The organism is Nocardia kruczakiae NBRC 101016 (assembly GCF_001612965.1).
In the GTDB taxonomy this organism is placed as follows: domain Bacteria; phylum Actinomycetota; class Actinomycetes; order Mycobacteriales; family Mycobacteriaceae; genus Nocardia; species Nocardia kruczakiae.
On the sequence record NZ_BDBL01000008.1, the window covers coordinates 76,359 to 98,740 of the forward strand.

At 69.5% G+C, this 22,382-nt stretch carries 18 protein-coding genes; 9 read left to right on the forward strand and 9 right to left on the reverse strand.

Going from position 1 to position 22,382, the window contains the following annotated elements; genetic code table 11:
- Window positions 1-44: 44 nt before the first annotated feature.
- Window positions 45-365 carry a hypothetical protein gene (locus NK1_RS08445; protein WP_063008074.1) on the reverse strand — a complete coding sequence of 107 codons (321 nt, stop codon included), beginning with the start codon at window positions 363-365 and terminating at the stop codon, window positions 45-47.
- 184 nt (window positions 366-549) lie between these two features.
- On the opposite strand from NK1_RS08445, the gene NK1_RS08450 reads away from it, so the two are divergent.
- From NK1_RS08450 to NK1_RS08475, 6 genes are all read left to right on the forward strand, one after another.
- Window positions 550-1,902, forward strand: coding sequence for a sensor histidine kinase (locus tag NK1_RS08450; protein ID WP_063007988.1), 1,353 nt, complete (start codon window positions 550-552; stop codon window positions 1,900-1,902).
- 80 nt (window positions 1,903-1,982) lie between these two features.
- Window positions 1,983-2,636, forward strand: a complete 654-nt coding sequence (locus tag NK1_RS08455) for a response regulator (protein WP_039779931.1) — start codon at window positions 1,983-1,985, stop codon at window positions 2,634-2,636.
- A gap of 66 nt (window positions 2,637-2,702) precedes the next feature.
- Window positions 2,703-5,309, forward strand: a complete 2,607-nt coding sequence (locus tag NK1_RS36165; protein WP_439955934.1) for a serine/threonine-protein kinase — start codon at window positions 2,703-2,705, stop codon at window positions 5,307-5,309.
- Between the two features lie 40 nt (window positions 5,310-5,349).
- Window positions 5,350-6,219: a serine hydrolase gene (locus NK1_RS08465; RefSeq protein WP_245660395.1), complete on the forward strand. Its 870-nt coding sequence runs from the start codon at window positions 5,350-5,352 to the stop codon at window positions 6,217-6,219.
- A gap of 163 nt (window positions 6,220-6,382) precedes the next feature.
- Window positions 6,383-7,258, forward strand: a complete 876-nt coding sequence (locus NK1_RS08470) for a serine hydrolase (RefSeq protein WP_245660396.1) — start codon at window positions 6,383-6,385, stop codon at window positions 7,256-7,258.
- Between the two features lie 100 nt (window positions 7,259-7,358).
- Entirely contained in the window at window positions 7,359-8,390 is a 1,032-nt protein-coding gene (locus NK1_RS08475) for an ATP-dependent 6-phosphofructokinase (protein WP_063007991.1), read from the forward strand.
- Window positions 8,391-8,427: 37 nt separating this feature from the next.
- Here the strand turns inward: NK1_RS08475 and NK1_RS08480 are convergent, their stop codons facing one another.
- Genes NK1_RS08480 through NK1_RS08495 form a run of 4 tightly spaced genes read right to left on the reverse strand, consistent with a single transcriptional unit; the run spans window position 8,428 to window position 13,283 of the window.
- Window positions 8,428-10,338, reverse strand: a complete 1,911-nt coding sequence (locus tag NK1_RS08480; protein WP_063007992.1) for a serine/threonine-protein kinase — start codon at window positions 10,336-10,338, stop codon at window positions 8,428-8,430.
- 51 nt (window positions 10,339-10,389) lie between these two features.
- On the reverse strand, window positions 10,390-11,049 hold the full coding sequence (locus tag NK1_RS08485) for a response regulator (protein WP_036503935.1): 660 nt from the start codon (window positions 11,047-11,049) through the stop codon (window positions 10,390-10,392).
- Window positions 11,050-11,056: 7 nt separating this feature from the next.
- Window positions 11,057-12,007 carry an undecaprenyl-diphosphate phosphatase gene (locus NK1_RS08490; RefSeq protein ID WP_063007993.1) on the reverse strand — a complete coding sequence of 317 codons (951 nt, stop codon included), beginning with the start codon at window positions 12,005-12,007 and terminating at the stop codon, window positions 11,057-11,059.
- 28 nt (window positions 12,008-12,035) lie between these two features.
- The gene (locus tag NK1_RS08495) at window positions 12,036-13,283 is read right to left on the reverse strand and encodes a sensor histidine kinase (RefSeq protein WP_084460699.1); all 1,248 of its coding nucleotides are present in this window, start codon (window positions 13,281-13,283) and stop codon (window positions 12,036-12,038) included.
- Window positions 13,284-13,450: 167 nt separating this feature from the next.
- On the opposite strand from NK1_RS08495, the gene NK1_RS36170 reads away from it, so the two are divergent.
- Complete coding sequence (locus NK1_RS36170) at window positions 13,451-16,150, forward strand: alpha/beta-hydrolase family protein (protein WP_369689804.1); 2,700 nt, start codon at window positions 13,451-13,453, stop codon at window positions 16,148-16,150.
- Window positions 16,151-16,278: 128 nt separating this feature from the next.
- Window positions 16,279-16,728, forward strand: coding sequence for a MarR family winged helix-turn-helix transcriptional regulator (locus NK1_RS08505; protein ID WP_063007994.1), 450 nt, complete (start codon window positions 16,279-16,281; stop codon window positions 16,726-16,728).
- 88 nt (window positions 16,729-16,816) lie between these two features.
- On the opposite strand, the gene gatA is transcribed toward NK1_RS08505, so the two are convergent.
- Together gatA and gatC are read right to left on the reverse strand one after the other, a co-directional pair.
- Window positions 16,817-18,289: an Asp-tRNA(Asn)/Glu-tRNA(Gln) amidotransferase subunit GatA gene (gene gatA / locus NK1_RS08510; protein ID WP_063007995.1), complete on the reverse strand. Its 1,473-nt coding sequence runs from the start codon at window positions 18,287-18,289 to the stop codon at window positions 16,817-16,819.
- On the reverse strand, window positions 18,289-18,585 hold the full coding sequence (gene gatC / locus NK1_RS08515; protein ID WP_036503944.1) for an Asp-tRNA(Asn)/Glu-tRNA(Gln) amidotransferase subunit GatC: 297 nt from the start codon (window positions 18,583-18,585) through the stop codon (window positions 18,289-18,291). The genes gatA and gatC overlap by 1 nt, the downstream gene beginning before the upstream one ends.
- Before the next feature lie 396 nt (window positions 18,586-18,981).
- Between gatC and NK1_RS08520 the strand changes: the two genes are divergently transcribed.
- Window positions 18,982-19,635 carry an ACT domain-containing protein gene (locus tag NK1_RS08520; protein ID WP_063007996.1) on the forward strand — a complete coding sequence of 218 codons (654 nt, stop codon included), beginning with the start codon at window positions 18,982-18,984 and terminating at the stop codon, window positions 19,633-19,635.
- A 74-nt stretch (window positions 19,636-19,709) separates the two neighbouring features.
- On the opposite strand, the gene NK1_RS08525 is transcribed toward NK1_RS08520, so the two are convergent.
- Both NK1_RS08525 and ligA read right to left on the reverse strand, forming a co-directional pair.
- Window positions 19,710-20,225: a GNAT family N-acetyltransferase gene (locus tag NK1_RS08525; protein ID WP_063007997.1), complete on the reverse strand. Its 516-nt coding sequence runs from the start codon at window positions 20,223-20,225 to the stop codon at window positions 19,710-19,712.
- Between the two features lie 2 nt (window positions 20,226-20,227).
- A complete protein-coding gene (gene ligA, locus NK1_RS08530) occupies window positions 20,228-22,366 on the reverse strand; it encodes an NAD-dependent DNA ligase LigA (RefSeq protein ID WP_245660397.1) in 2,139 nt (712 codons plus the stop codon).
- Window positions 22,367-22,382 lie beyond the last annotated feature (16 nt).

Below are 22,382 nucleotides of genomic sequence, written 5' to 3' on the forward strand. Positions count from 1 at the left end.
TCACGGCGCGGGTTCGACTGCGCCGCAACCGGTCGGATCGTCGCTCAGCGTGCCAGGACCGGCTCACGATGCCAATGCCGGACCTCATGTGCGTCGAGGACGGCACGCAACACGGGTTGTTCGGCGGCCAATTCCAGATAGGCCTCGGCCGGGGACTGTCCCTGCAGCTGGGCCTGATCGAGTTTGGCGTGCAGGTGGTTGTCCCACCGATACCGCAGGGCGGCAAGCACTCCGGTGGGCCCGCCGAAGAGCCGATCGCATTCGGGCAGGTCGTAGAACAGGCCCGGCGTGGCCGGATCGACGGCCGCGCGGGCGAGCACCTCGTGCAGGATTTCGGTACGAGCGTGCTGGTCTTGCCAAGTCATCGCACCCATCTCCTCGGGCCGGGTGTCCGAACCTCTCCGCCGGACACTGTGCGACTCACGCTACGGAGGCGCCCACGCGGATACGTCGTGCCGCAGACGAGACTTCGCGTCCTACCACGGTAGGAGCGTGGGCCCTTTCCGGGAACGATGCAGCGCCCACCCGTCGGCGACTAGCCTGACTGTTATGGACCTGACCAGCGCCGACGACCGTGCGGAGGTATCGCCGCACGCACCGCGGCGACCGGGCCGGGCACGCCTGGCGCTGGGGCGGGTCGCGCGGCGACTCCTGGATCTCGTGCACGATCCGGCCGGCACGCTGCGGCGACGGGTGGAGGAGATGTCCTACGGCTATCCCGTCTCGGTGGTCGTCACCGCGGATATCGCGGTCGTGGTGTCGGCGGTCGCGGCCGCGGCGCTGCGCAGCCAGTACTTCTCGACGGGGGTGCCCTTCCTCGCGGTGGCACTGCTGTTCGCCTGCTACCCGCTGCTGTTCTTCTTCGATCTGCCCCCGAAGCCGGCGGTGTTCGGACTGTCCGCCCTCACCGCCCAGGCGCTGTTCCTGCTGCAGCCGGTCTCGCCCGACTGCTCGCCACTGGTGCTGACCGTGATGGTCGGCATGATCGGGGCGATCGCACCGAAACGGGTCAGCCTGTTCTGGATGATCGCCGCGGTCGCGGAGATGCTGATCTTCTACGCCCTGGGTTACGGCGAACTGGTGCAGGTGTACGTCGTCGCGATCGTGCTGGGCTGGATGGTCGGTCTGATGCTGCAGTTCCAGCGGCAGTCGCTGGATCAGGAACGCGAGAATCAGGCCATCCGCTCCGCGCAGGCGGCCGACGACGAACGCCGCCGGATCGCCCGCGAGGTCCACGACGTGATCGCCCATTCCCTCAGCGTCACTCTGCTGCACCTGACCGCGGCCCGGCACGCGCTCGAAACCGATCGCGATGTCGACGAGGCCATCGACGCACTCGGCGATGCCGAACGCCTCGGCCGCCAGGCCATGGCCGATATCCGGCACACCGTCGGCCTGCTCGATCAGCGCCCGTCCGCGCTGACGCCCGAACCGGGGCTCGAGGACATCGCCGACCTGGTCTCCGATTTCGTCGGCGCCGGGCTGCCGGTGACCTACCACCTCACCGGCGACACCGCGGCGGTGTCCGCGTCGACGGGGCTGGCGCTGTATCGGATCAGCCAGGAATCGCTGTCGAATATCGCCAAACACGCTCCCGGCGCACAGGCGTCCCTCGACATCGCCGTGATGCCCGGCGAAGTGACCGTGCGCGTGCGCAATACACTGCCGCAGGGCCCGGCCCCGCGCACCGGCCGCGGGATGGGGATCAACGGCATGCGCCAGCGCACCGCCACCCTGAACGGCAACCTCTCGGCCGGCCGATCGGGCGAGTACTGGCAGGTGCGCGCCCGCATCCCCCTCGCTCCCGACGAGGTCTGCCCGGTGACCGGACTCGACGATCCGTTGACGATGGTGCGCGACGCGATCACCTCGCTCACCCGCAAACGCCAGGAGGACCGGTGAGGAGTGTCCCGCAGAACACAGGAGGGCATGTGAACCCCGGTCAGACCCCGCTCACCGAGACCGATACCGCCGTCACCACCGTGCTCGTCGTCGACGATCAGGAACTCGTGCGGGGCGGGCTGCGCCGGATCCTGCGCCGCCGCGACGGCTTCGTGGTCACCGAATGCGGCGACGGCGACGAGGTGCCGGCCGCCTTGACCGAACACCGTCCGGACGTGGTGCTGATGGATCTGCGGATGAAGCGGGTCGGCGGCATCGATGCGACGCGGCGGCTGCGGACCCGCCCGGACGCGCCGCCGGTGCTGGTCCTCACCACCTTCGACGACGACCATCTGCTCTCGGGTGCGCTGCGGGCCGGTGCGGCGGGTTTCATTCTCAAGGACTCCCCCGCCGAGGATCTGATCCGCGCGGTGCGCACCGTGGCCGAGGGCGGCTCCTGGCTCGATCCGTCCGTCACCGGCCGGGTGCTCTCGGCGTATCGGACGGCGCGTCCGGTCCCCGCGGACACTCGCTCGCGCATGGCGGAACTGACGGCGCGCGAGCTCGAGGTGCTGAAACTGATCGGCCGCGGACGGGTCAACTCCGAGATCGCCGGCGAACTCGGCATCTCCGAAGTAACGGTAAAGAGCCACGTCGGACACATTTTCGGCAAGCTCGGGTTACGGGACAGGGCGGCCGCGATCGTGTTCGCGTTTGACCACGGCGTGGTCGCACCCGGAGAATCGGCGTTCTGAGGGGCAGGCAACCCGGTGCGGCGCCGGGCAGGTTGGCCACCTTGCCCAGGAGTTGGAGGTTCACCGGTGGATGTGCCGAGGTCACGGGTCGGCACCAGATTCGGCCCGTACGAGGTGCGCTCGCTGCTCGGTCGCGGTGGTATGGGCGAGGTGTACGAGGCGTTCGATACCGGTAGGGATCGCGTCGTCGCGCTGAAGATCCTGCCCGAACAGCTCGCGCAGGACGCGACGTATCAGGACCGCTTCCGCCGCGAATCGCAGGCGGCGGCGCGGCTGGCCGAACCACACATCATCCCGATCCACGACTGGGGTGAGACCGGCGGCTCGCTGTTCCTGGATATGCGGCTGGTGCGCGGTGAGAACCTGCGCACCCTGCTGCGCCGGCAGGGCAAGCTCGATACCGACCGCGCGGTGGCGATCGTCGAGCAGGTGGCCGCCGCGCTGGACGCGGCCCACGCCGCCGGGCTGGTCCATCGGGATGTGAAGCCGGCCAATATCCTCGTCACCCCGGCCGACTTCGCGTATCTCACCGACTTCGGCATCGCCCGCGACGAGGGCGACAATCCGCACACCACCGGCAGCCACGCCGCCGGTTCCTACACCTACATGGCGCCGGAACGATTCGACTCCGGGCCCGTGACCGCCCGCGCCGACATCTATTCGCTGGCCTGTGTCCTGCACGAATGCCTGACCGGTGCGACGCCGTTCCCCGCCGAGAGCGTGAGCGTGCTGATCCGGTCGCATCTGTCGGAACCACCGCCGCGGGCCAGCGCCGCCCGCGCCGGCGTGCCCGAGGCGATCGACGACGTGATCGCGCGCGCGATGGCGAAGGCGCCCGCCGACCGGTACCAGACCGCCGGACAGTTCGCGGCCGCCGCACGCGCGGCACTGGGTCTGGGCGGCCGGATGCCCGCCGAGTCGAGTACCGCGGGGACGCCGTTCGATTCCGGGACACCGAAGGTGTTCGGCGCGGAACTGCTCGCGAACACTCCGCGCGGCGCGAACCCGTCCGGCGGTCCCGACCCGGTGTCCGTGGCGGCGGCACGGGACAACGACTACCGCCGCACGCCGGAGCCGACGACGTTCCAGCCGTTCGGACCGGACGGACCGACGATCGCGGCAAACTTCCAGCCACGAAGCTCCGCTACCGCGGGTGCCACCGCCACGGACGGGGCCGCCGCGCCCACGGACAGCGCGAATACCGATGCGGCACAGCCCGTTTCAGCCGCATCGGGAGCTGCCCCGGTCCAGGACGGCCCGGCCGACGCGAACCGCCCGGCCGGCACCGACGCCCCCGCGGCCACGTCCCGCGCGTACGAGACCACGGGCACGCTGCGCATCATCCCGCCACCGAGCAAGGACGAGCGCGATACGTCCGGCGATCTGCCGATCATCCGGCCCGCCGACCCGACGCTGGTCAAACCGGGCGAATTCCATTTCACGCTGCCCGCCGAATCCGCTGCGGCGCAGTCCAAACCGGCAACGCTGCCGAGCCTGCCGATGCGCAAGCCGCCCGCGGCCGGGGCGGCACGGCAGGCGGCGGAACCGGTGGTGCCCCGCGCGGCCGAACCGCCCCGCCGGCCCGCGGCCGAATCGACCCGCGCGTACGGCGTGATCGGGAGTGAGGAAACCCGCGACCACACCGAACAGCCTGTGGCCGAGCAGGATTCGACACCCGGTTCCGAATATCGCACCCAACTGCTCGACCCGGCGCAGTTCAGCAACGATCCCGAGGTGACGGCGCGATCCGGTGCCGACACCGCCCTCGGATCGGACGCGGATCTGCAGCCCGGTGAGAAGACCGAGCTGATCGACGTCTCCCAGTTCCGATCCGGCGGCGCCGATCGCACGCCCGGCGCCGAGGACAACACCCGTTTCCTCGACGTCTCGCAGTTCGGCACCGTCGCGCAGGCAGCGGGCGATACCCAGTTCCTCGACGTCGGCCGGCCGGGCGACGAGGACTACGGCGACGACACCCGCTACGACGACGATCTGCGCTACCGCGACGACGCTCAGTACGACGAGGACGACCGATACGACGAAGCCCGGTACGACGAAGCCCGATACGAGGACGACGACCGCTACGCCGACGACGACTACTCGGATGACGAATACGCCTTCGCGGCAACGGGTTCGGAAGACGCACGCCCCGCGAAGCGCTCGCGATCGGTCGCGGTTCCGGTCGTTCTCGGCGTCCTCGCCGCGGCGGTCCTGGCCGGCCTCGGCGTCGTCGGCTGGCAGGTCTTCGGCTCGTCGGGCAGCAGCGATCACCCGGCCACGGCGGCGGCCCCGGCCGCCCCGGCGGTGACCGCCCAGCAACCGGTGACCAGCTCGGCACCGCGCACGAGCGCGGCGCCGACCACGACCGGCACGTCGGCCAACCTTCCGGTCGGCGCGACCCCGTGCTCGCAGACATCGACGTCGCAGGGCTCGTTCGGCAAGACCGCGACCGGATCCGAGGTGACCTCCTGCGGTTTCGCGGAAGCGGTGCGCAAGGCGTACGCGCAGGCGGCCGAATCACACGGCGCGACCAGCGCGGCCACCGCCGAGGCCAGCACCTCGATCATCGCGGTGAGTCCGGTGACGGGCCGGTCCTATCCGATGACCTGCACCAGCTCGGGAAAGGTCGTCACCTGCACGGGCGGTGACAACGCGGTGGTCTATGTCTACTGACCCGACGCCCACCGGGCGCCAGGGTCGGCGGCGGTTGTTCTTGGCAGTTGTCACACTTCTCGTTTCGGCGTGCGCGGCACACGGTGCCGCGGTCAGCACCGACCCGGGCCTGGCCCGGCCGGCCACCGACATGGTGCGTCCGGCGCCCGTTCCCCGCTCGACGCTCACCCTGCCCAGCGGTCTGGTGGCCGGTTTCGCCAACCTGCGCGCGCAACTACCGGGCCGCATGGGCCTGGCGGTGATGGCCGTGGGCGGCGACCACGTGATCACGCTCGGCGACTGGACCACGGGAGTGGCCTGGTCGACGATCAAGGTGCCCCTCGCCCTCGCGGCGCTGCGCCGGGATCCGGTCGGGCTGGCCGATGTCGCCCAGGCCGCCATCACCGCCTCGGACAACGATGCGGCGCAAGCGCTCTGGATCGCGCTGGGCGGCGGCGAACCCGCGGCCGAAGCGGTCGAGGCGGTGCTGCGCGAGGCCGGTGACACCACCACCGATGTCGCCGACCGGCACAATCCGGATGCGCGCCAATCCATCGACGACCCGATGGTTTTCGGCGCCACCCAGTGGAGCCTGGTCGATCAGTTGCGCTTCGCCGCCCGGCTGCCGTGCCTGCACAACGCCTCACGGGTGGTCGATCTGATGCAGCAGATCACCGACAGCCAGAGCTGGGGCCTGGGTTCGTTCGTCGGCGCCGAGTACAAGGGCGGCTGGGGACCCGACGACGACACCGGAGCCTATCTGGTCCGCCAGTTCGGCCTGGTCCCCACCTGGTCCGGCCAGCTCGCGGTAGCCCTTGCGGCACAACCGGATTCGGGATCCTATGATGACGCGGTCGAAATGATGGACCGGATGTCGGCGCTGCTGTCCGAGCACGTGCACGAACTGCACGGCGGCGAATGCGAGCGGTGATTGCGCAGTCGTCTCATATGCGCCGCCGACGGTCTGCGCATTTGACCCGCGGGCCGCGACCGCACACAATTCCTCGTCTGACGGATGGTGCCGTGCGGGGCCGTCCGCACGATGTGGAGGTGAACGGGTGCACGCACCACTCCGGCCGAGCACGAAGCGGGCCATGGCTTTTCGAGTGTGCCGCGGCGCGGCAACGCTGCTCGGGGCGAGCCTGTTACTGAGCCCGGCGGCCTGCTCGAACGCCACCGACACCCCCGCGGCGACCACGACGACCCGGGCGAGCACCTCGTCCGCCCCCGTCACGATGTTCGCGCTGCCGGGTTCGCTGGCAGCCGATTTCACCGCGCTGCGACCGAGTCTGGACGGACGCGCCGGTATGGCGATCATGCCGGTCGGCGGCCAGCGCACCGCGCAGATGGGCGATTGGACCACCGGGCCGTCCTGGTCGACGATGAAAGTTCCACTGACCCTTGCCGTTCTGCGCACCAACGGCAACACCAGCACGTATCAGATGTCGGCGGCCATCACCGAATCCGACAACTCCGCGGCCGACGGGCTGTGGCAGGCGCTGGGCACGCCCGACGCCGCGGCCAAGGCGGTGCAGTCGGTGCTGCGCGAAGGCGGCGACACCACCACGACCGTCCCCGCGACCCGCTCGCGTGCCGAATACTCCGCGTTCGGGCAGGCCGACTGGTCACTGGCCGACCAGGTGCGCTGGGCGTCGCGACTGCCCTGCCTGCCCGATGCCGACACCGTGACCACGCTGATGGGCAAGGTGGTGTGGGGCCAGCAGTGGGGCCTCGGACATCTGGACAACACCCGTTTCAAAGGTGGCTGGGGGCCGGATCCGAGCGGCAACTACCTGGTCCGTCAGTTCGGCCTGCTGACCACACCCAACGGCGACGTCGCCATTTCCCTTGCCGCCCAGGCGACCTCGGGCACCTTCGACGACGGCACCCAGATTCTCAACAAGATGGCGGGCCTGATCACCAAACATCTCGACGACCTTCCGGCCGGTCACTGCGCGCCCGCGCAATAGCATCAGCGCAGTGACTCCTGTCTGTGGTAGCCGGTTGCTGTAACCGCCGGTTAACGGGGGCGGGGCTGCGCCGCGCGGCCGGGCGCGGCAAGATAGCGGCATGCGCATCGGAGTCTTGACCGGAGGCGGGGACTGCCCAGGCTTGAACGCGGTCATCCGAGCTGTCGTTCGCACTGCGAACGGCCGCTACGGTGACGCGATCGTCGGCTTCCAGGACGGTTGGCGCGGGTTACTGGAGGATCGCAAGATCCACATCCACAACGACGACCGCACCGACCGGCTGCTCACCAAGGGCGGCACCATACTCGGCACCGCCCGCACCAATCCCGACGTGCTGCTCGAGGGTTTGGGCCGCATCAAACGCACTCTCGACGACAACGGCATCGACGCCCTTATCCCGATCGGCGGGGAGGGCACCCTCACCGCCGCGCACTGGCTCTCCGACGAAGGTGTGCCGGTGGTCGGCGTGCCGAAGACCATCGACAACGACATCGACTGCACCGACACCACTTTCGGCCACGACACCGCCGTCAGCATCGCCACCGACGCCATCGACCGCCTGCACACCACCGCGGAATCGCATCAGCGCGTCATGCTGGTGGAGGTGATGGGCCGCCACGCCGGCTGGATCGCGATGAATTGCGGCATCGCCTCCGGCGCCCACCTCACCCTCGTTCCCGAGGTGCCCTTCGACGTCGACGAGGTGTGCACGATGATCAAACGCCGCTTCCAGCGTGGTGATTCGCATTTCATCTGCGTGGTCGCCGAGGGCGCCAAACCCGCCGAGGGGTCGTTCCACCTGCGCGAGGGCGGGGTCGACGAATACGGCCACGAACGGTTCACCGGTGTGGCCCACCAACTGGGTGTGGAGATCGAACGCCGTATCGGCAAGGAGGTCCGTACCACGGTGCTGGGCCACGTCCAGCGCGGCGGCACGCCCACCGCCTACGACCGGGTGCTCGCGACCCGCTTCGGCCTGCACGCCGCCGAAGCGGTCCACGACGGCCGGTTCGGCCAGATGGTGGCGCTGCACGGCACCGAGATCGGCCTGGTGTCGCTGGCGGAGGCGACGAAGCAACTCAAGCTGGTGCCGAACGATCGGCACGGGGAGGCGGCCGCGTTCTTCGGGTGAGCGAGGTCCGCCGGGCGGACCCGGCGGCCCAGCTTGCCTAGGCCATGGGCATCTCGTTGCACCAGGTGTCGAACTCCTGGTACGTCTTGCCCTCCTGCAAGCTGGGCCAGTACTGGTTGTGGGCGACGATCAGATACCGCGACCGCGTCGAATCCCGGAAGGCGATGACCTTCCAGAATTCGTTCGGTATCGCGGAGTCGGCCGTCTTCCACATGTAGCTGTCGTATTCGACGTCGCTACCTGTGACGCCCGCTCCCTTCCGGTTGGCGGGCAACCCCGCGATCACGCGTTGCGCATCCGATGACGAGTCGTAGGACAGGACGGCGTATTCGGGCTTGTCCACCGCTCCCCAGCAGTCCCAGGCCGCGGTCCACGAACCCAGACGGAGATCGGCGGCGTCGCCCGGCGTGCGCAGAGTCTTACCGTCCGTCTCACGGAAACAGGACTGGCCGTCGTATCCGTCGCCGCTGCTGCCCGTCCCCGAGGGCTTCACCAACTGCGGGAAGGTCGACTTCATGGCTGCGAAATCGTCGCCCTTCGAATTCTTCTGCAACACCACCACGACGACCGCGACGACGACGGCCACCACCACGAGCACGGCGACGATGATCGCCGCCACCATCGCGCCCGAGCGCTTCGGCGGCTGCGGCCGGTAGCCCGCGGCGGGCGGGTAACCGGGTGGCGGGGCGGAATACCCTGCGGGAGAGGGAATCCCTGGAGGGGGCGCGGCGGGAGAGTGTGTCGCGTCCGGCATCGGCCCCCGGGCGGACGCGGCATTCACCGGGCCGCCGACGCTCGCGGCCGACGAATACCGCTGTCCCCCAACGGGAACCACGGTAGGGACGCGAGCATCGTTCGCCGGCGGGTACCCCTGCGTATGGGTGCCGGGATGCGGTCCGGCGGGCACGCGAGCACCGTTCGCCGGCGGGTAGCCCTGCGTGTGGGTGCCGGGATGTGGTCCGGCGGGCACGCTTGCACCGTTCGCGGGCGGGTAGCCCTGTGTGTGGGTACCGGGATGCGGTCCGGCGGGTAGTCGCGCCGAGTTCTGAACGGGCGACGGTCCGCCCGGCCGGATGAGTGTCGGGGCCGCACCGCTCATCGTCGGCATCCCGGCCGGCGCGTTCAGCGCCGCCCGCGCCGCGGCCGCGAATTCCATACAGCTGCCGAATCTTTCGGATGCCCGCTTGGCCATGGCGCGGGCGATCACCATGTCCATCGCCGGAGACAGTCCGGCGCGCCGCGCACTGGCGGGCGGGACCGGCAGTTGCAGATGGCCGCGAATCACCTCGGTGGGATGTTCGGAGTCGAACGGCCCGGTTCCGGTGAGCAGCCAGTACAGGGCGCACGCCAGCGAATACTGATCGGAGCGGTGGTCGAGTTCGACACCGGTCATCTGTTCCGGTGAGGCGTAGGCCAGGGTGGCGGTGAACATGCCGGCCTGGGTGAGGTGCGTGGAATCCTCACGCAGCCGGGCGATTCCGAAATCGGTGAGGAAGACCCGCTCCCCCTTGCCGCTCACCGCCCGGGCCAGCAGGATGTTGGCGGGCTTCACATCTCGGTGCAGCACACCGTTGCCGTGCGCGTAATCCAGTGCGTCGGCGACACCTTCGACGATCTGCACCGCGCGCTCGGGCGGCAACGTCAGCGGATCGACCGTGGCGGCGTCGACACCGTCGACGTATTGCATGCAGATCCACAGCTGATCGTCCTCGACGCCGCGGTCGTACACGGCGACGATGCCGGGATGGTCGAGTTGTGCGCACAGATCGGCCTCGCGTTCGAAGCGGGCGCGGATCTCGGCATCGGTGTACAGCTCACGATTCAGCAGTTTCAGCGCGGTCAACCGGGGCAGACGCGGATGCCGCGCCAGATAGACCGATCCCATCCCTCCCTGACCGAGCAGTCGCTCCACGGTGAAGCCGGCGAACACGTCACCGTTGTTCAACACCTACGTTCCCCCTTCCGGCGACGTACCAGGTGGGGATCCTACCCGGATCGCTCAACCCGGCGTGACCAGGCCGGATTCGTAGGCGATCACCACGGCTTGCGCGCGGTCACGCAGATCGAGTTTGGAAAACACCTTGGACACATGGGTTTTCACGGTCTGCTCGGCGACGAACAGCGCCTCGGCGATCTCGGTGTTGGACATGCCCTTGGCGATCAGCTCGAGGACCTCGCGTTCGCGCGGGGTCAGCGCGTTCAGGGCGGGGGCAGGTTTGGGGCGGGCGCGACGGCGAGTGACATCGGCGATCAACCGGCGGGTGACCGTCGGCGCGAGCAGCGCCTGCCCCTCGGCCACGACGCGCACCGCGCGCACCAGTTCGTCGGCGGGTGCGTCCTTGAGCAGGAATCCGCTGGCGCCCAGGCCCAATGCCTCGTACACGTAGTCGTCGATATCGAAGGTGGTCAGCATCAACACCCGCACCGGCGGATCGAATCCGGCGGCCAGGATGGCGCGCGCCGCCTCGAGCCCGTTCATCTCCGGCATGCGCACATCCATCAGCACCACATCGGGTCGCAGCCGCTTGGCCTCGGCCACCGCGATCGCGCCGTTGGCCGCGTCGCCGATGACGCTGATATCGGGCTGTGCGGCCAGCAGCGCGCCGAATCCCTGCCGGACCATCGCCTGATCGTCTGCGATCAATACGGTGATGGGCATACCCGCCTCAGAGGAATCTGACGATCGACAGCAGGCCCGCCACCAAGCAGTAGACCGCGAACGGCAGCAGCGTGCGGGACTTGAAGAACCGCTCCAGGAATCGCACCGCGAACCATGCCGCGAGGCCGGCGACGATCGCGCCGACCAGCGCCTGTCCGTGGATTCCGGCGGCCTCCGGACCGGCCAGTTCCGGCAGCTTCAGCACACCCGCGGCCAGGATCACCGGGGTGGCGAGCAGGAAGGCGAATTTCGCGGTGTCCTCGTGGTCGAGTCCGCGCAGCAGACCACCGACCATCGTGAGACCGGAGCGGCTGAATCCGGCCAGCAGCGCACCGGATTGGGCCAAGCCGATGCCGAGGGCATCCTTGACCGACAGCGCCGCCAGCCGCTCGTCGGAGGGGACCTCGAGATCCTCTTGGAGCGCCACCCCTCGCGCCTGCGCGTCGGCGCGGGCCTCGTCGGCGGCGAAGCGGCGACCGTATTCGGCCAGCGACGGTGCGTTGCGCCGTCGCAGTCCCTCGCCGACGATCAGCACCACACCGTTGAGGGTGAGGAAGATACTCGCGTAGATCGGCGTCGCGAACATCGTGCGCAGCGGATGTTCCAGCAGCAGGCCGAGCACGCCCACGGGAATGGTCGCCAGCACGATCAGCCAGGCCAGCCGCTGCGAGGAGGTCTCGATGCGCCGGGTGCGCAGCGTGGTCACGAAGCCGACGATGATGTCGCGCCAATCCCGCCAGTAATAGCCCAGCAGCGCGATCGCGGTCGCCACGTGCAAGGCGACCACGAAGGCCAGGTACGGGGTGCCGTTGTCGGAGTCGCCCTCGGTGACCAATTTCTCCCAGCTGCCGCCCAGCCAGGCCGGCACCAGCACGGAATGGCCCAGGCTGGAGATGGGGAACAATTCGGTGACGCCCTGCAGCGCGCCGATCACGATGGCTTGGAAATAGGTGAGCATCGCCGCTAAGTCTTACACGACGGCCGGCTCAGTTCCGCGCGCCCGGCAGGGCGGTCGCGGCGGCTGCCTCGAGGGTTCCTTCCTCGACGTGGATCGGTAACCGCGCATACACCTGGAAGCCACCTTCGGAGCGCGGGCCGGCGGCCAGCATGCCGCCGATGGATTCCGCCCGGGCCCGCATACCGGAGATGCCGCTGCCGTCCGAACTCCCCACCGGCGCCCCGCCCGTCCCGGCGTTGTTGGCCACCAGCACCTCCACCGCCTGTGCGGTCACCGTCACGGTCACGGTGACCGCCGCACCCGGCGCGTGCCGGGACACGTTCGACAGCGACTCCTGCACGATCCGGTACAGCGCGAGGCCGACGGTATCGGGCACCGCGGCCAGCGAACCGTCGATGGTCCAGTCGATGTGCACACCCGCGCGACGCACCCCGTCCAACATCGCCATCACGTCGGCGGCGACCGGTTGCGGGGCGTGTTCGGGCAGCTGACCGTCGCTGCGCAGGACGCCGAGCATGCTGCGGATCTCGTTGAGCGCTTCCCGGGCGGAGGCCCCGATGGAATCGAATTCCGCGCGGGCCGCCTCGGAGACGTCCGGCACCCGGTAGGGCGCGGTCTGCGCCTGCACCACGACCATCGACATGTGGTGGGCGACCACATCGTGCAGATCGCGCGCGATGCGGGCCTTCTCCTCGAGGATCGCGCGGCGAGCCCGTTCCAGTTCGTTCTGCTCCTCCTGCCGCACCAGCGCCTGCCGCGACAGCACCAACCAGCGCACCAGCAGACCGAATCCGACCAGTCCGGTCATCGCCAGCGGCCAGCCGAACCCCGCCTCGGCGAACGAGCTGGTTCCGGCCATGGTGGTCGCGAACAGCAGTGACGACGCGATCCAGGCGATCAGCACGATCTGCATCGGCGCTCGCACCGCCACCGCGAACAGCAGCGTGAACAGCACCAGGATGTGGACGACCTGGAACGGCAGGTCGTTACCCGGCTGATGGGGGATGGCCAGCGCCATCAGCAAGGCCGCGCCGGCGGAGATGGCCCAGCCCAGAGCCGGATTGACGCGGATCAGTGCCAGCGGGAATACGGCCAGCGCGGCGATGAACGGCTGTGCGCCGGCCGGCACCTGGTGGGTGAGGTGCAGGGTGGGCCAGCCGACCGCGAACAGCGTTCCCACGACCACCACCGTCGCCATGTCGAACCACAGCCGCGCGCGGCCCGGAGTTCGCGCCGCCGCCCGCGCCTGCCGCGCCACTCGTATCGCCCGTGTCATGGTGACGAGCCTAGGAAGTCGCCGGCGATCCGTCCTCACCCCCGGGTTCGACATCCCACCCCCTACCCCGGTATGACACCGCTGCACGCGCGCACCCCGGTAGCGGTACCGAAATCGATCCGCAGCGGGAGGTGTGCGCCGGTCCCCGATTCCTACCTTCGACCGCTATGAGCGATATTGCGGATGCGGGTGGGACGCCGCGCGGGGACAGCGGGACCACGGTGGTCGACGCCGGGCCGGGCCGCGACGGCCATCGGGCGGGGCACGGGCACGGGCACGACGGCAAGTCGTCACCCGCCATGCCGGGTCGGACCGGAAGGCGCGGGAACAGCGAAAAGCATTGGCGGCGTGGGAAGTTGCGCGCGCTCCTCGCATTCGTTGCCGTTGTCGCGGCGCTGATCGCGGGACTCGTCTCGTTGTCTCCGGGGGCGGGGGCGGCCGAGGTCGGGCCCGCGCCGGAGAATACGGGCGCGCGGGACGCGGTGCGGGCGCTGACCGGTGACCGGCCGGAGTTGGCGGTGATTCCCGCGGATTTCGCTGCGACACAGGGGTATCGGCCGGTGCAGCTGGCCGGTATGCCGGTCGACCCCTCCGGTGAGTGCTCCTCACCGATTCCGCTACCCGCCGAATTCGACACCGCCTGCAAGGCCCACGACCTCGGCTACGACCTGCTGCGCTACGCCGAAGTCCGCGGCCATCCCCTCGGCCCGTGGGCGCGCCGGGCCATCGACAACGCCCTCGAAACCCGCATGTTCGCCGCCTGCGATACCCGCGGCGATCTGCTCGCCCACACCCGCTGCGCCACGATGGCGTCCATCGCCACCGCGGCGGTGGATCTGAACTCCCGCCGGCAGAACTACGCCGCGCCGATGCCCGAATACCTGTTCGGCCGACAGCTGTCCGGAACGGATCTCGGCCCGCAGGTGGTTCACGTCCTCGCCCGGCTCGCCATGGTGCTGCTGATGGTGGCGGCGTTGTTCGCCATCGTCCGCCGCACCATCCGGCCGCGTCGGGAAGGACAATGCACAGCGCCACCGGCGACTCGGTGGTCGCCGTGGTCGGATTCTCGTGGCGCATCGGCCGGGCGCATGTGGAACCGGCGCTCGGGTGGGAGTACCGGCAATCGCGACGGTCGCGTTCTCCCCGCACGCATCGGTGCAGCGGCATCACGGACCGCACGAGGGGCGCGCGAATGGTTGTCGCGCAACGCTGTTCAGCTACGCAGCGTTACCGTGCGAGGTGTCGACGGGATAGGCCTGTGGCTCGGCGCTCCGGCGACAGTGGCAGCGGGAGGCGGCGCATGGGCGCCGGAACAGGCGCGGCCGGCCGTTACGGCGCTGGAACTTTCACCGTTGCGGCGTCCGGGTGCACGACGAGAGATTTCGCGAACACAACCGGCGAGCGGCCGACGAAAGACAACGACGCCGGGCACATGTTTCGCACCACCGTCGCCCGGCGGGACGACCGGCACAACACCGTCTTCCCACTCTTTCGAGCGGGCGCGTAATGCACTCCGCGCGGTTGTCCGCCGCCTCGCCACCATCGGCAAGCCCCGGACCGGCACCCTGGTGGCCTCGGCGGCGGGTATTTCCGCGTCGCTGGCGCCGGGACTGCTTCCTCGCACCTCGGTCGCGCAGGCGTTGCTGACCGCCCTGCTGGTGCTCATCGCGCTGGGTGTGGCCGGTCTCGGCCGGAAGGTGTTGGGACACTGGGCGATCGACACGGAGGCGCGAACGAGGCGGTTCCGGACTGCGATCGTGATCGCATGCTGTGCCGTGGCCGGTGCCGCGCTCACCCACGCCTGGTATTGGCAGAATCGGCTGCGGGCGGCGATGGATTTTCCGCCGGTCGGTGTGCGGTACTGGCTGCACTGGGCGATCGGCGTCGTCGCGGTGGTCGTTCCGATCGTGCTCATCCTGCGCGGATTGCGCTGGGCGGCACGGTATGTGGGGCGCCTGCGAGCGGCGGCACTGGTCACTGCCACCGTCCTGGCCTGCCAGTTCGCCCTGCTTCCGGCCGTCGTGGATTGGCAGCGGTCGGCATTCGCCTCGGCCGACGCCGCCATGGACCCGACGGTGGTGCGGCCGGTTTCCTACACCCGCTCGGGCAGTCCGGAATCGGCGGTGAGCTGGGCCTCGCTCGGAGCGGAGGGGCGCAAATTCGTCGCCGAACGCGGCCGATCGGTCCGCGTGTACATCGGCATGGATTCCGCACCGGATCTCGATTCCCGTGTCGCCCTGGCCGTTCGGGAGATCGAGCGGTCCGGCGGATTCGATCGCGGGCACCTCGTGGTGATGGTGCCGACCGGATCGGGGTGGCTCGACGCCGGCGCCGCCCGCGGCCTGGACGAGCGGTTCGACGGCGACGCGACGCTGGTCGGCATGCAGTATTCGCAGGCGCCCAGCTGGGCGACCTTCCTGTTCGCCCGGGCCGACGCCGAGCGCTCGGCACGGGCCCTGTTCACCGGCATCGAGCGACACCTGGCCGGCCTGGCCCATCCACCGAAGCTCTATGTGTACGGGCAGAGCCTGGGCGCGACCGCCGGCAGCGCGATCTTCGCCGACGATCGCGACGAAAGCGCCCGGGTCTGCGCCGCGCTGTGGGCGGGCCCACCGGCGTCGGCGGTGCACCGCGGCGGCGCGACCGTCCTCGCCAACTCCTCCGATCCGGTGGTGCAGTGGTCGCCGCGATTGCTGTGGCGCGCACCCGATCTCACCGGGACCCGCCACGACGCACCACACCCGATGTGGCTCCCGGGGCTGAGCTGGGTGCAGACCACCGCCGATATGCTCTCCGCCCTCGCCCCGGGCCCCGGCCACGGCCACCGCTACGGATCGGATCAGGGCACCGCGCTCGGGAGTTGCTGATGTCGATGACGGCGGCCGGGGCGGTCACGGCATCGGCTCCCCCCAGCCGACCACCGTGCCCACCCGGCCCCCACCGTGTGCTATACCGGTTCTCGCAGGTCAGAACTGTAAATCGGCGGAAGGACGGCATGGACAAGCCCACGAATCTGGTGGAATTCGAGACCATGCTGCTCGGCCGCTACACCATTCACCCGCGCTATCGCCGCGACGGCACCCGCCTCGATCGCAGCGCCTACCTGCTGCTCAGCCGGCTCGCCATCGAGGGCCCGATGTCGATCGGTCAGCTCAGCGACGCGTTCGGCCTCGACGCCTCCACGCTGAACCGCCAGACCGCGGCGCTGCTGCGCGCCGGACATGTCGAGCGGATCCCCGATCCTGAGGGCGGGATGGCCCGCAAGTTCCGCATCACACCGGCCGGCGAGGAGAGCCTCGACGCCGAACGCGACGCCAATATCGAAGGGCTGGGCCGCGTTCTGGAGGGCTGGTCACCCGACGACGTCGCGCGTTTCGCCGACTATCTGCAGCGCTTCAACACCGATATCGAGCGGCTCGACGGCCGCCCGTGGCCGCGGCCGTAACCGGCCGATCGGCGCGGCGGCGTGACCTCCTCGGTCCGCCGCCGCACCGCCGCTTCCGGGCGGGAACGAGCCCGCCGATCGGCTGCGCTCAGGCGATCGGACCGCGCGCGGCCTCGTAGGCGGCGCCCACGCGGTAGAGCCGGTCGTCGGCCAGCGCCGGCGCCATGATCTGCAGGCCCACCGGCAGGCCGTCGTCGGCGGACAGTCCCGAAGGCACCGACATCGCGCAGTGCCCGGCCAGGTTGGTCGGGAGCGTGCACAGGTCCGACAGGTACATCGCCAGCGGATCGTTCACCTTCTCCCCCAGCTTCCACGGCGTGAACGGGCTGGTCGGCGAGACCAGCACATCGACGCTCTCGTAGGCCTTGTCGAAGTCCTGCGCGATCAGGGTCCGCACCTTCAGCGCCTGACCGTAGTAGGCGTCGTAGTAGCCGGCCGAGAGCGCGTAGGTGCCGATCATGATGCGGCGCTTGACTTCCGGGCCGAAGCCCGCCTCGCGGGTCAGCGACATGACCTGCTCCGCGGAGTGGCTGCCGTCGTCGCCGACGCGCAGGCCGTACCGCATGGCGTCGAACCGAGCCAGGTTGGACGACACCTCACTCGGCAGGATCAGGTAGTAGGACGCCAGCGCGTATTCGAAGTGCGGGCACGACACCTCGACCACCTCGGCGCCCAGATCCTTCAGCTGCGCCACCGCCGCGTCGAAGGAGGCGAGCACACCCGGCTGGTAGCTGTCGGAATGCAGCTCCTTGACCACGCCGACCCGTACCCCGGCCAGATCGCCGCGCGCACCGGCGCGAGCGGCCTCCACGAGCGCCGGAACCGGCACGTCACGCGAGGTCGAGTCCTTCGGGTCGTAACCGGCGATCACCTCGTGCAACAACGCGGTGTCGAGCACGGTGCGACCGCACGGGCCGCCCTGGTCCAGCGACGACGCGCAGGCGACCAGGCCGTAGCGGGACACGGTGCCATAGGTCGGCTTGGTACCGACGGTCGCGGTGACCGCGGCGGGCTGACGGATGGAACCGCCGGTGTCGGTGCCGATCGCCAGCGGCGCCTGATACGAGGCCAGGGCCGCCGCCGAACCGCCGCCGGATCCGCCGGGGATGCGGCTGGTGTCCCACGGGTTGCGGGTCGGGCCGTAGGCGGAGTTCTCGGTGGACGAACCCATCGCGAACTCGTCCATGTTCGTCTTGCCCAGGATCGGGATGCCGGCGGCGCGCAGCTTGGCCGTCACGGTCGCGTCGTAGGGCGACACCCAGCCCTCGAGAATTTTCGACGCGCAGGTGGTCGGCATGTCCGTGGTGGTGAAAACGTCCTTGAGCGCCAACGGAACTCCCGCCAGCGGCGAGGCCACGGTGCCCGCGGCGATCGCGGCGTCGACCTCGGCGGCGGTCGCCAGCGCCTGCTCGCCGGCCACGTGCAGGAAGGCGTTCAGCTCACCGTCGACCTCGGCGATGCGCTGCAGATGCGCCTCGGTGACCTGCACCGAGGACACCTCGCGGCCGTGGATCTTCTCCGCCAGCTCGGCCGCGGACAGTTTCGTCAGATCGCCGCTCATCACTCGCCTTCTCCCAGGATCTGCGGAACCATGAACCGCTGCTCGTCGACCGCGGGAGCGCCGGACAGCGCCTCGTCCGGGCTGAGCCCGGGGACGACCACATCCGGGCGGGTGACGTTGGCGGTCGGGTTCGGCGACGCGGTGGCCGGTACGTCGGCGGCGACCTCGGTGATGACCTGCACGTGACTCAGGATCGAATCCAGCTGACCGGCATACAGATCGAGCTCTTCGTCGGTGAGGGCGAGCCGGGACAACCGGGCGAGGTGTGCGACCTCGTCGCGGGAGATGGCGGACACCGCGAATCCCCTTTCGGCAGGTTGGTGCGTGTCGATGGCGCAGGGCGCTGCGCATGGGACAGCCTAATGGGGTCAAGGCCCGGAGGCGGCAGCGGATGCGTAACCACGCAGGGCCTCCCCATTAGGCTCGGACAACACAGCCTAATGGGTGCGCTTTGTAGCCATCCGGTCACGGTCGGGCTGCGCTGATCGTTGCGGTGCGCGCCGGAAACAAGGTTGACATCACAACGTCATCGGAACAGCACTGGCACGGCACCGGGGGTTCGGCCGACAATGGATGTGGCGTACCTCACTGCCCCGGCTTCGAATCGTTTGCTGGAAGCAGTGGGTGTAAGTATTGCGAGACTCGGGTATACGTCCGAAAGTCTCGGTCGCACAGGAAAGGAAGGCAAGCACGTGTCATATCTGCTTCGCGTGCAGCTTCCGGATCGCCCAGGAAGTCTCGGTTCACTCGCAGTAGCGCTGGGCTCCGTCGGCGCCGACATCCTCTCGCTGGATGTCGTCGAACGCGGCGCAGGATATGCGATCGACGATCTGGTGGTGGAAGTTCCGTCGGGCGCATTGCCCGACACCCTGATCACCGCGGCCGAATCGCTCGCCGATGTGCGGGTCGATTCGCTGCGTCCCTATTCCGGCATTCTCGACACCCATCGCGAACTGGAGCTGATCGACCAGGTCGCCACCGCGCGCGACGACCGGCTGCAGGTGCTGGTCGACGGCGTCCCGCGCGTCCTGCAGGTCGGATGGAGCACCGTGATGGACCTGGGGCCGCACGGCGGCGGCCAGCGTCTGGTCGGCAGCGCCAGCGCACCCGAGACGCAGGCCGGCAGTGTGCCGTGGATGCCGCTCGAGAAGCCGACGGCCCTCGATCCCGAGGCCGACTGGGTCCCGCAGATCTGGCGGGACATGGACACCAAACTGGCGGCCGCCCCACTCGGCAACACCGGTAAGGCGCTGCTGCTCGGCCGCCCCGGCGGACCGGATTTCCGTCCGTCCGAGGTCGCGCGGCTGGGTTATCTGGCGGGCATCGTCGCCACCGTACTGAGCTGAACCGGTTGCGGCGCAGCGCCTTCGGCGAACAGGAGCTGGGGTAGCGGCTCCTGCTCGCGTCGCGCCGTCCGGTCCTACGCGCCGGGCGTGAGTGCCAGCCGCATGACGGTGAGCGGCAGCCCGGCGTCGGTGTGCCAATCCCGTTCCGGCACATGACCGAAACCCATCCGCTGGTAGATGCGCCGGGCGTCGGCCATCCCGGGCATCGTTGTCAACACGACGGCGGCGAAGTTCTCCGCCCGGGCCGTCTCGACGACGGTGCGGACCAGGGCGGTGCCGACGCCGGCGCCGCGGGCGCGCTTGGCGACCGCGAGCATGCGGAACTCCAGTTCACCCGCCCGCGCGATATCCGCGTACAGGGTGCCGGGCCGCGCGATGGTCAATGAACCCAGCAGGTCTCCGTCGCGCTCGGCGACGAGGACCTCGGCTTCGCGCGCTCTGGTCTCGGTGTCGGAAAGTTCGGCCACATAGGGACTTTCGGGATGCACGTGCCCCTCGCCGACGTAGGTGTCGACCGTCAGCTGTGCGATCGCCGCGAAATCGTCCGTGCGGGCGCGGCGAATCCGCACCCGCGTATCCCACTGATCCATGCTCAGTCCGATTCGTCCTCGGTATCGGACTCCGGCCGCACCGCATCGGGCCCCTCCGCCAAGAGCGTGCGGAACCCGTCCTCGTCGAGAATGGGCACACCGAGTTCCTCCGCCTTGGCCGCCTTGGTCCCCGGGGCGTCACCGATCACCACGAAAGCCGTTTTCTTCGAGACGGATCCGGCCGCCTTGCCGCCGCGCATCAGGATCGCTTCCTTGGCCTCGTCGCGGGAGAACCCTTGCAGGGAGCCGGTGACCACGATCGACAGCCCCTCGAGGTTGCGTTCGATGGATGTGTCGCGCTCGTCCTCCATCCGCACCCCGGCCGCACGCCACTTCTCGACGATGGCGCGGTGCCAGTCGACGGTGAACCATTCCTTCACCGCGGCCGCGATGGTCGGGCCGACGCCGTCGACGGCCGCCAGCGCCTCGGCCGACGCCTCCTCGATCGCAGCCATACTGCCCAGCTCGGCCGCCAGGGCGCGCGCCGCGGTCGGGCCGACGTGGCGGATGGACAAGGCCACCAGCACCCGCCACAGCGGACGGTCCTTCGCGGTGTCCAGATTCTGCAGCAGGCGTTTGCCGTTGGCCGAGAGCGTGCCGCTCTTGTTGACGAAAAGCGTTGTGCCGAGCAGTTTCTCCTCGTTCAGGTCGAACAGGTCGCCCTCGTCCGAGATCGCGCCCGACTTCAGCAGGTCGATCGCCGCCTCGTAACCCAACGCCTCGATATCGAAGGCGCCGCGCCCGGCCATGTGGAACACCCGCTCCCGCAGCTGCGCGGGGCAGTGCCGCTGGTTCGGGCACCGGATATCGGCATCGCCCTCCTTCGCGGGAGCGAGTTCGGTGCCGCATTCCGGGCAGTGGGTGGGCATGACGAAGCGCCGTTCGCTGCCGTCGCGCACGTCGACCACCGGGCCGAGCACCTCGGGAATGACATCGCCGGCCTTGCGGATGGTGACGGTATCGCCGATCAGCACACCCTTGCGCTCGACCTCCGAGGCGTTGTGCAGCGTCGCCATCGCGACCGTGGAACCGGCGACGGTCACCGGTTCCATCACCGCGAACGGCGTGACCCGGCCGGTGCGGCCGACGTTGACCTGGATGTCGAGCAGGCGGGTGGTGGCCTCCTCGGGCGGGTACTTGTAGGCGATGGCCCAGCGCGGGGCGCGCGAGGTGCTGCCGAGGCGGCGTTGCAGGGTGAACTCGTCGACCTTGATCACCTGGCCGTCGATTTCGTGCTCGATGTCGTGGCGGTGCTCGCCCCAGTAGCGAATGCGCTCGACCACCGCCTCGGCCCCCTGCACGCGCACGGTGTGCGCCGAGACGGGCAGCCCCCAGGCCGCCAGCGCCTGATACGCCTCGTACTGCGAGGACGGGCTGAATCCGACCATCCGGCCGAAGCCGTGACAGATCATGCGCAGCCGGCGCCGGGAGGTGACCGCCGGATCCTTCTGCCGCAGCGATCCGGCGGCGGTGTTGCGCGGATTCGCGTACGGCGGCTTGCCCTCGGCGACGATTGCCGCGTTCAGATTCTCGAAGTCCTCGAGCCGGAAGTACACCTCACCACGAACCTCGAGCAGTTCCGGAATCGGGAATTCCGTTGTGGGCGTGAGCTGTTCGGGGATGTCTTCGATCGTGCGCGCGTTGAGGGTGACGTCCTCACCGGTGCGGCCGTCACCACGGGTGGCGCCGCGCACCAGGCGGCCGTTCTCGTAGACGAGGTTCAGCGCCACACCGTCGATCTTCACCTCGCACACGAAGTGCGTATCGGCGCCGGTTTCGGCGACCACCCGGCTGATCCAGGTGCGCATCTCGTCCTCGTCGAACACGTTGTCCAGCGAGAGCATGCGCTCGAGATGGTCGACCGCGGTGAATTCGGTGGCGAAGCCGCCGCCGACCAGCTGCGTCGGCGAATCGGGCGTACGCAGGTCCGGATGCGCCTCCTCCAACGCCAGCAGCCGCTGGAACAGCGCGTCGAACTCGCCGTCGGAGATGATCGGCGCATCGCGCACGTAGTACCGGAACTGGTGTTCGCGGACCTGCTCGGCCAGCTGCTGCCATTCGGTGCGCTCATCGGCCGTCGCCGCCTGGGCGGCGTCGGCCGCCTCGGCGGCACGTGCGTCCTCGATCCCGGTTTCGCTCACCTCTGGCACATTAGCC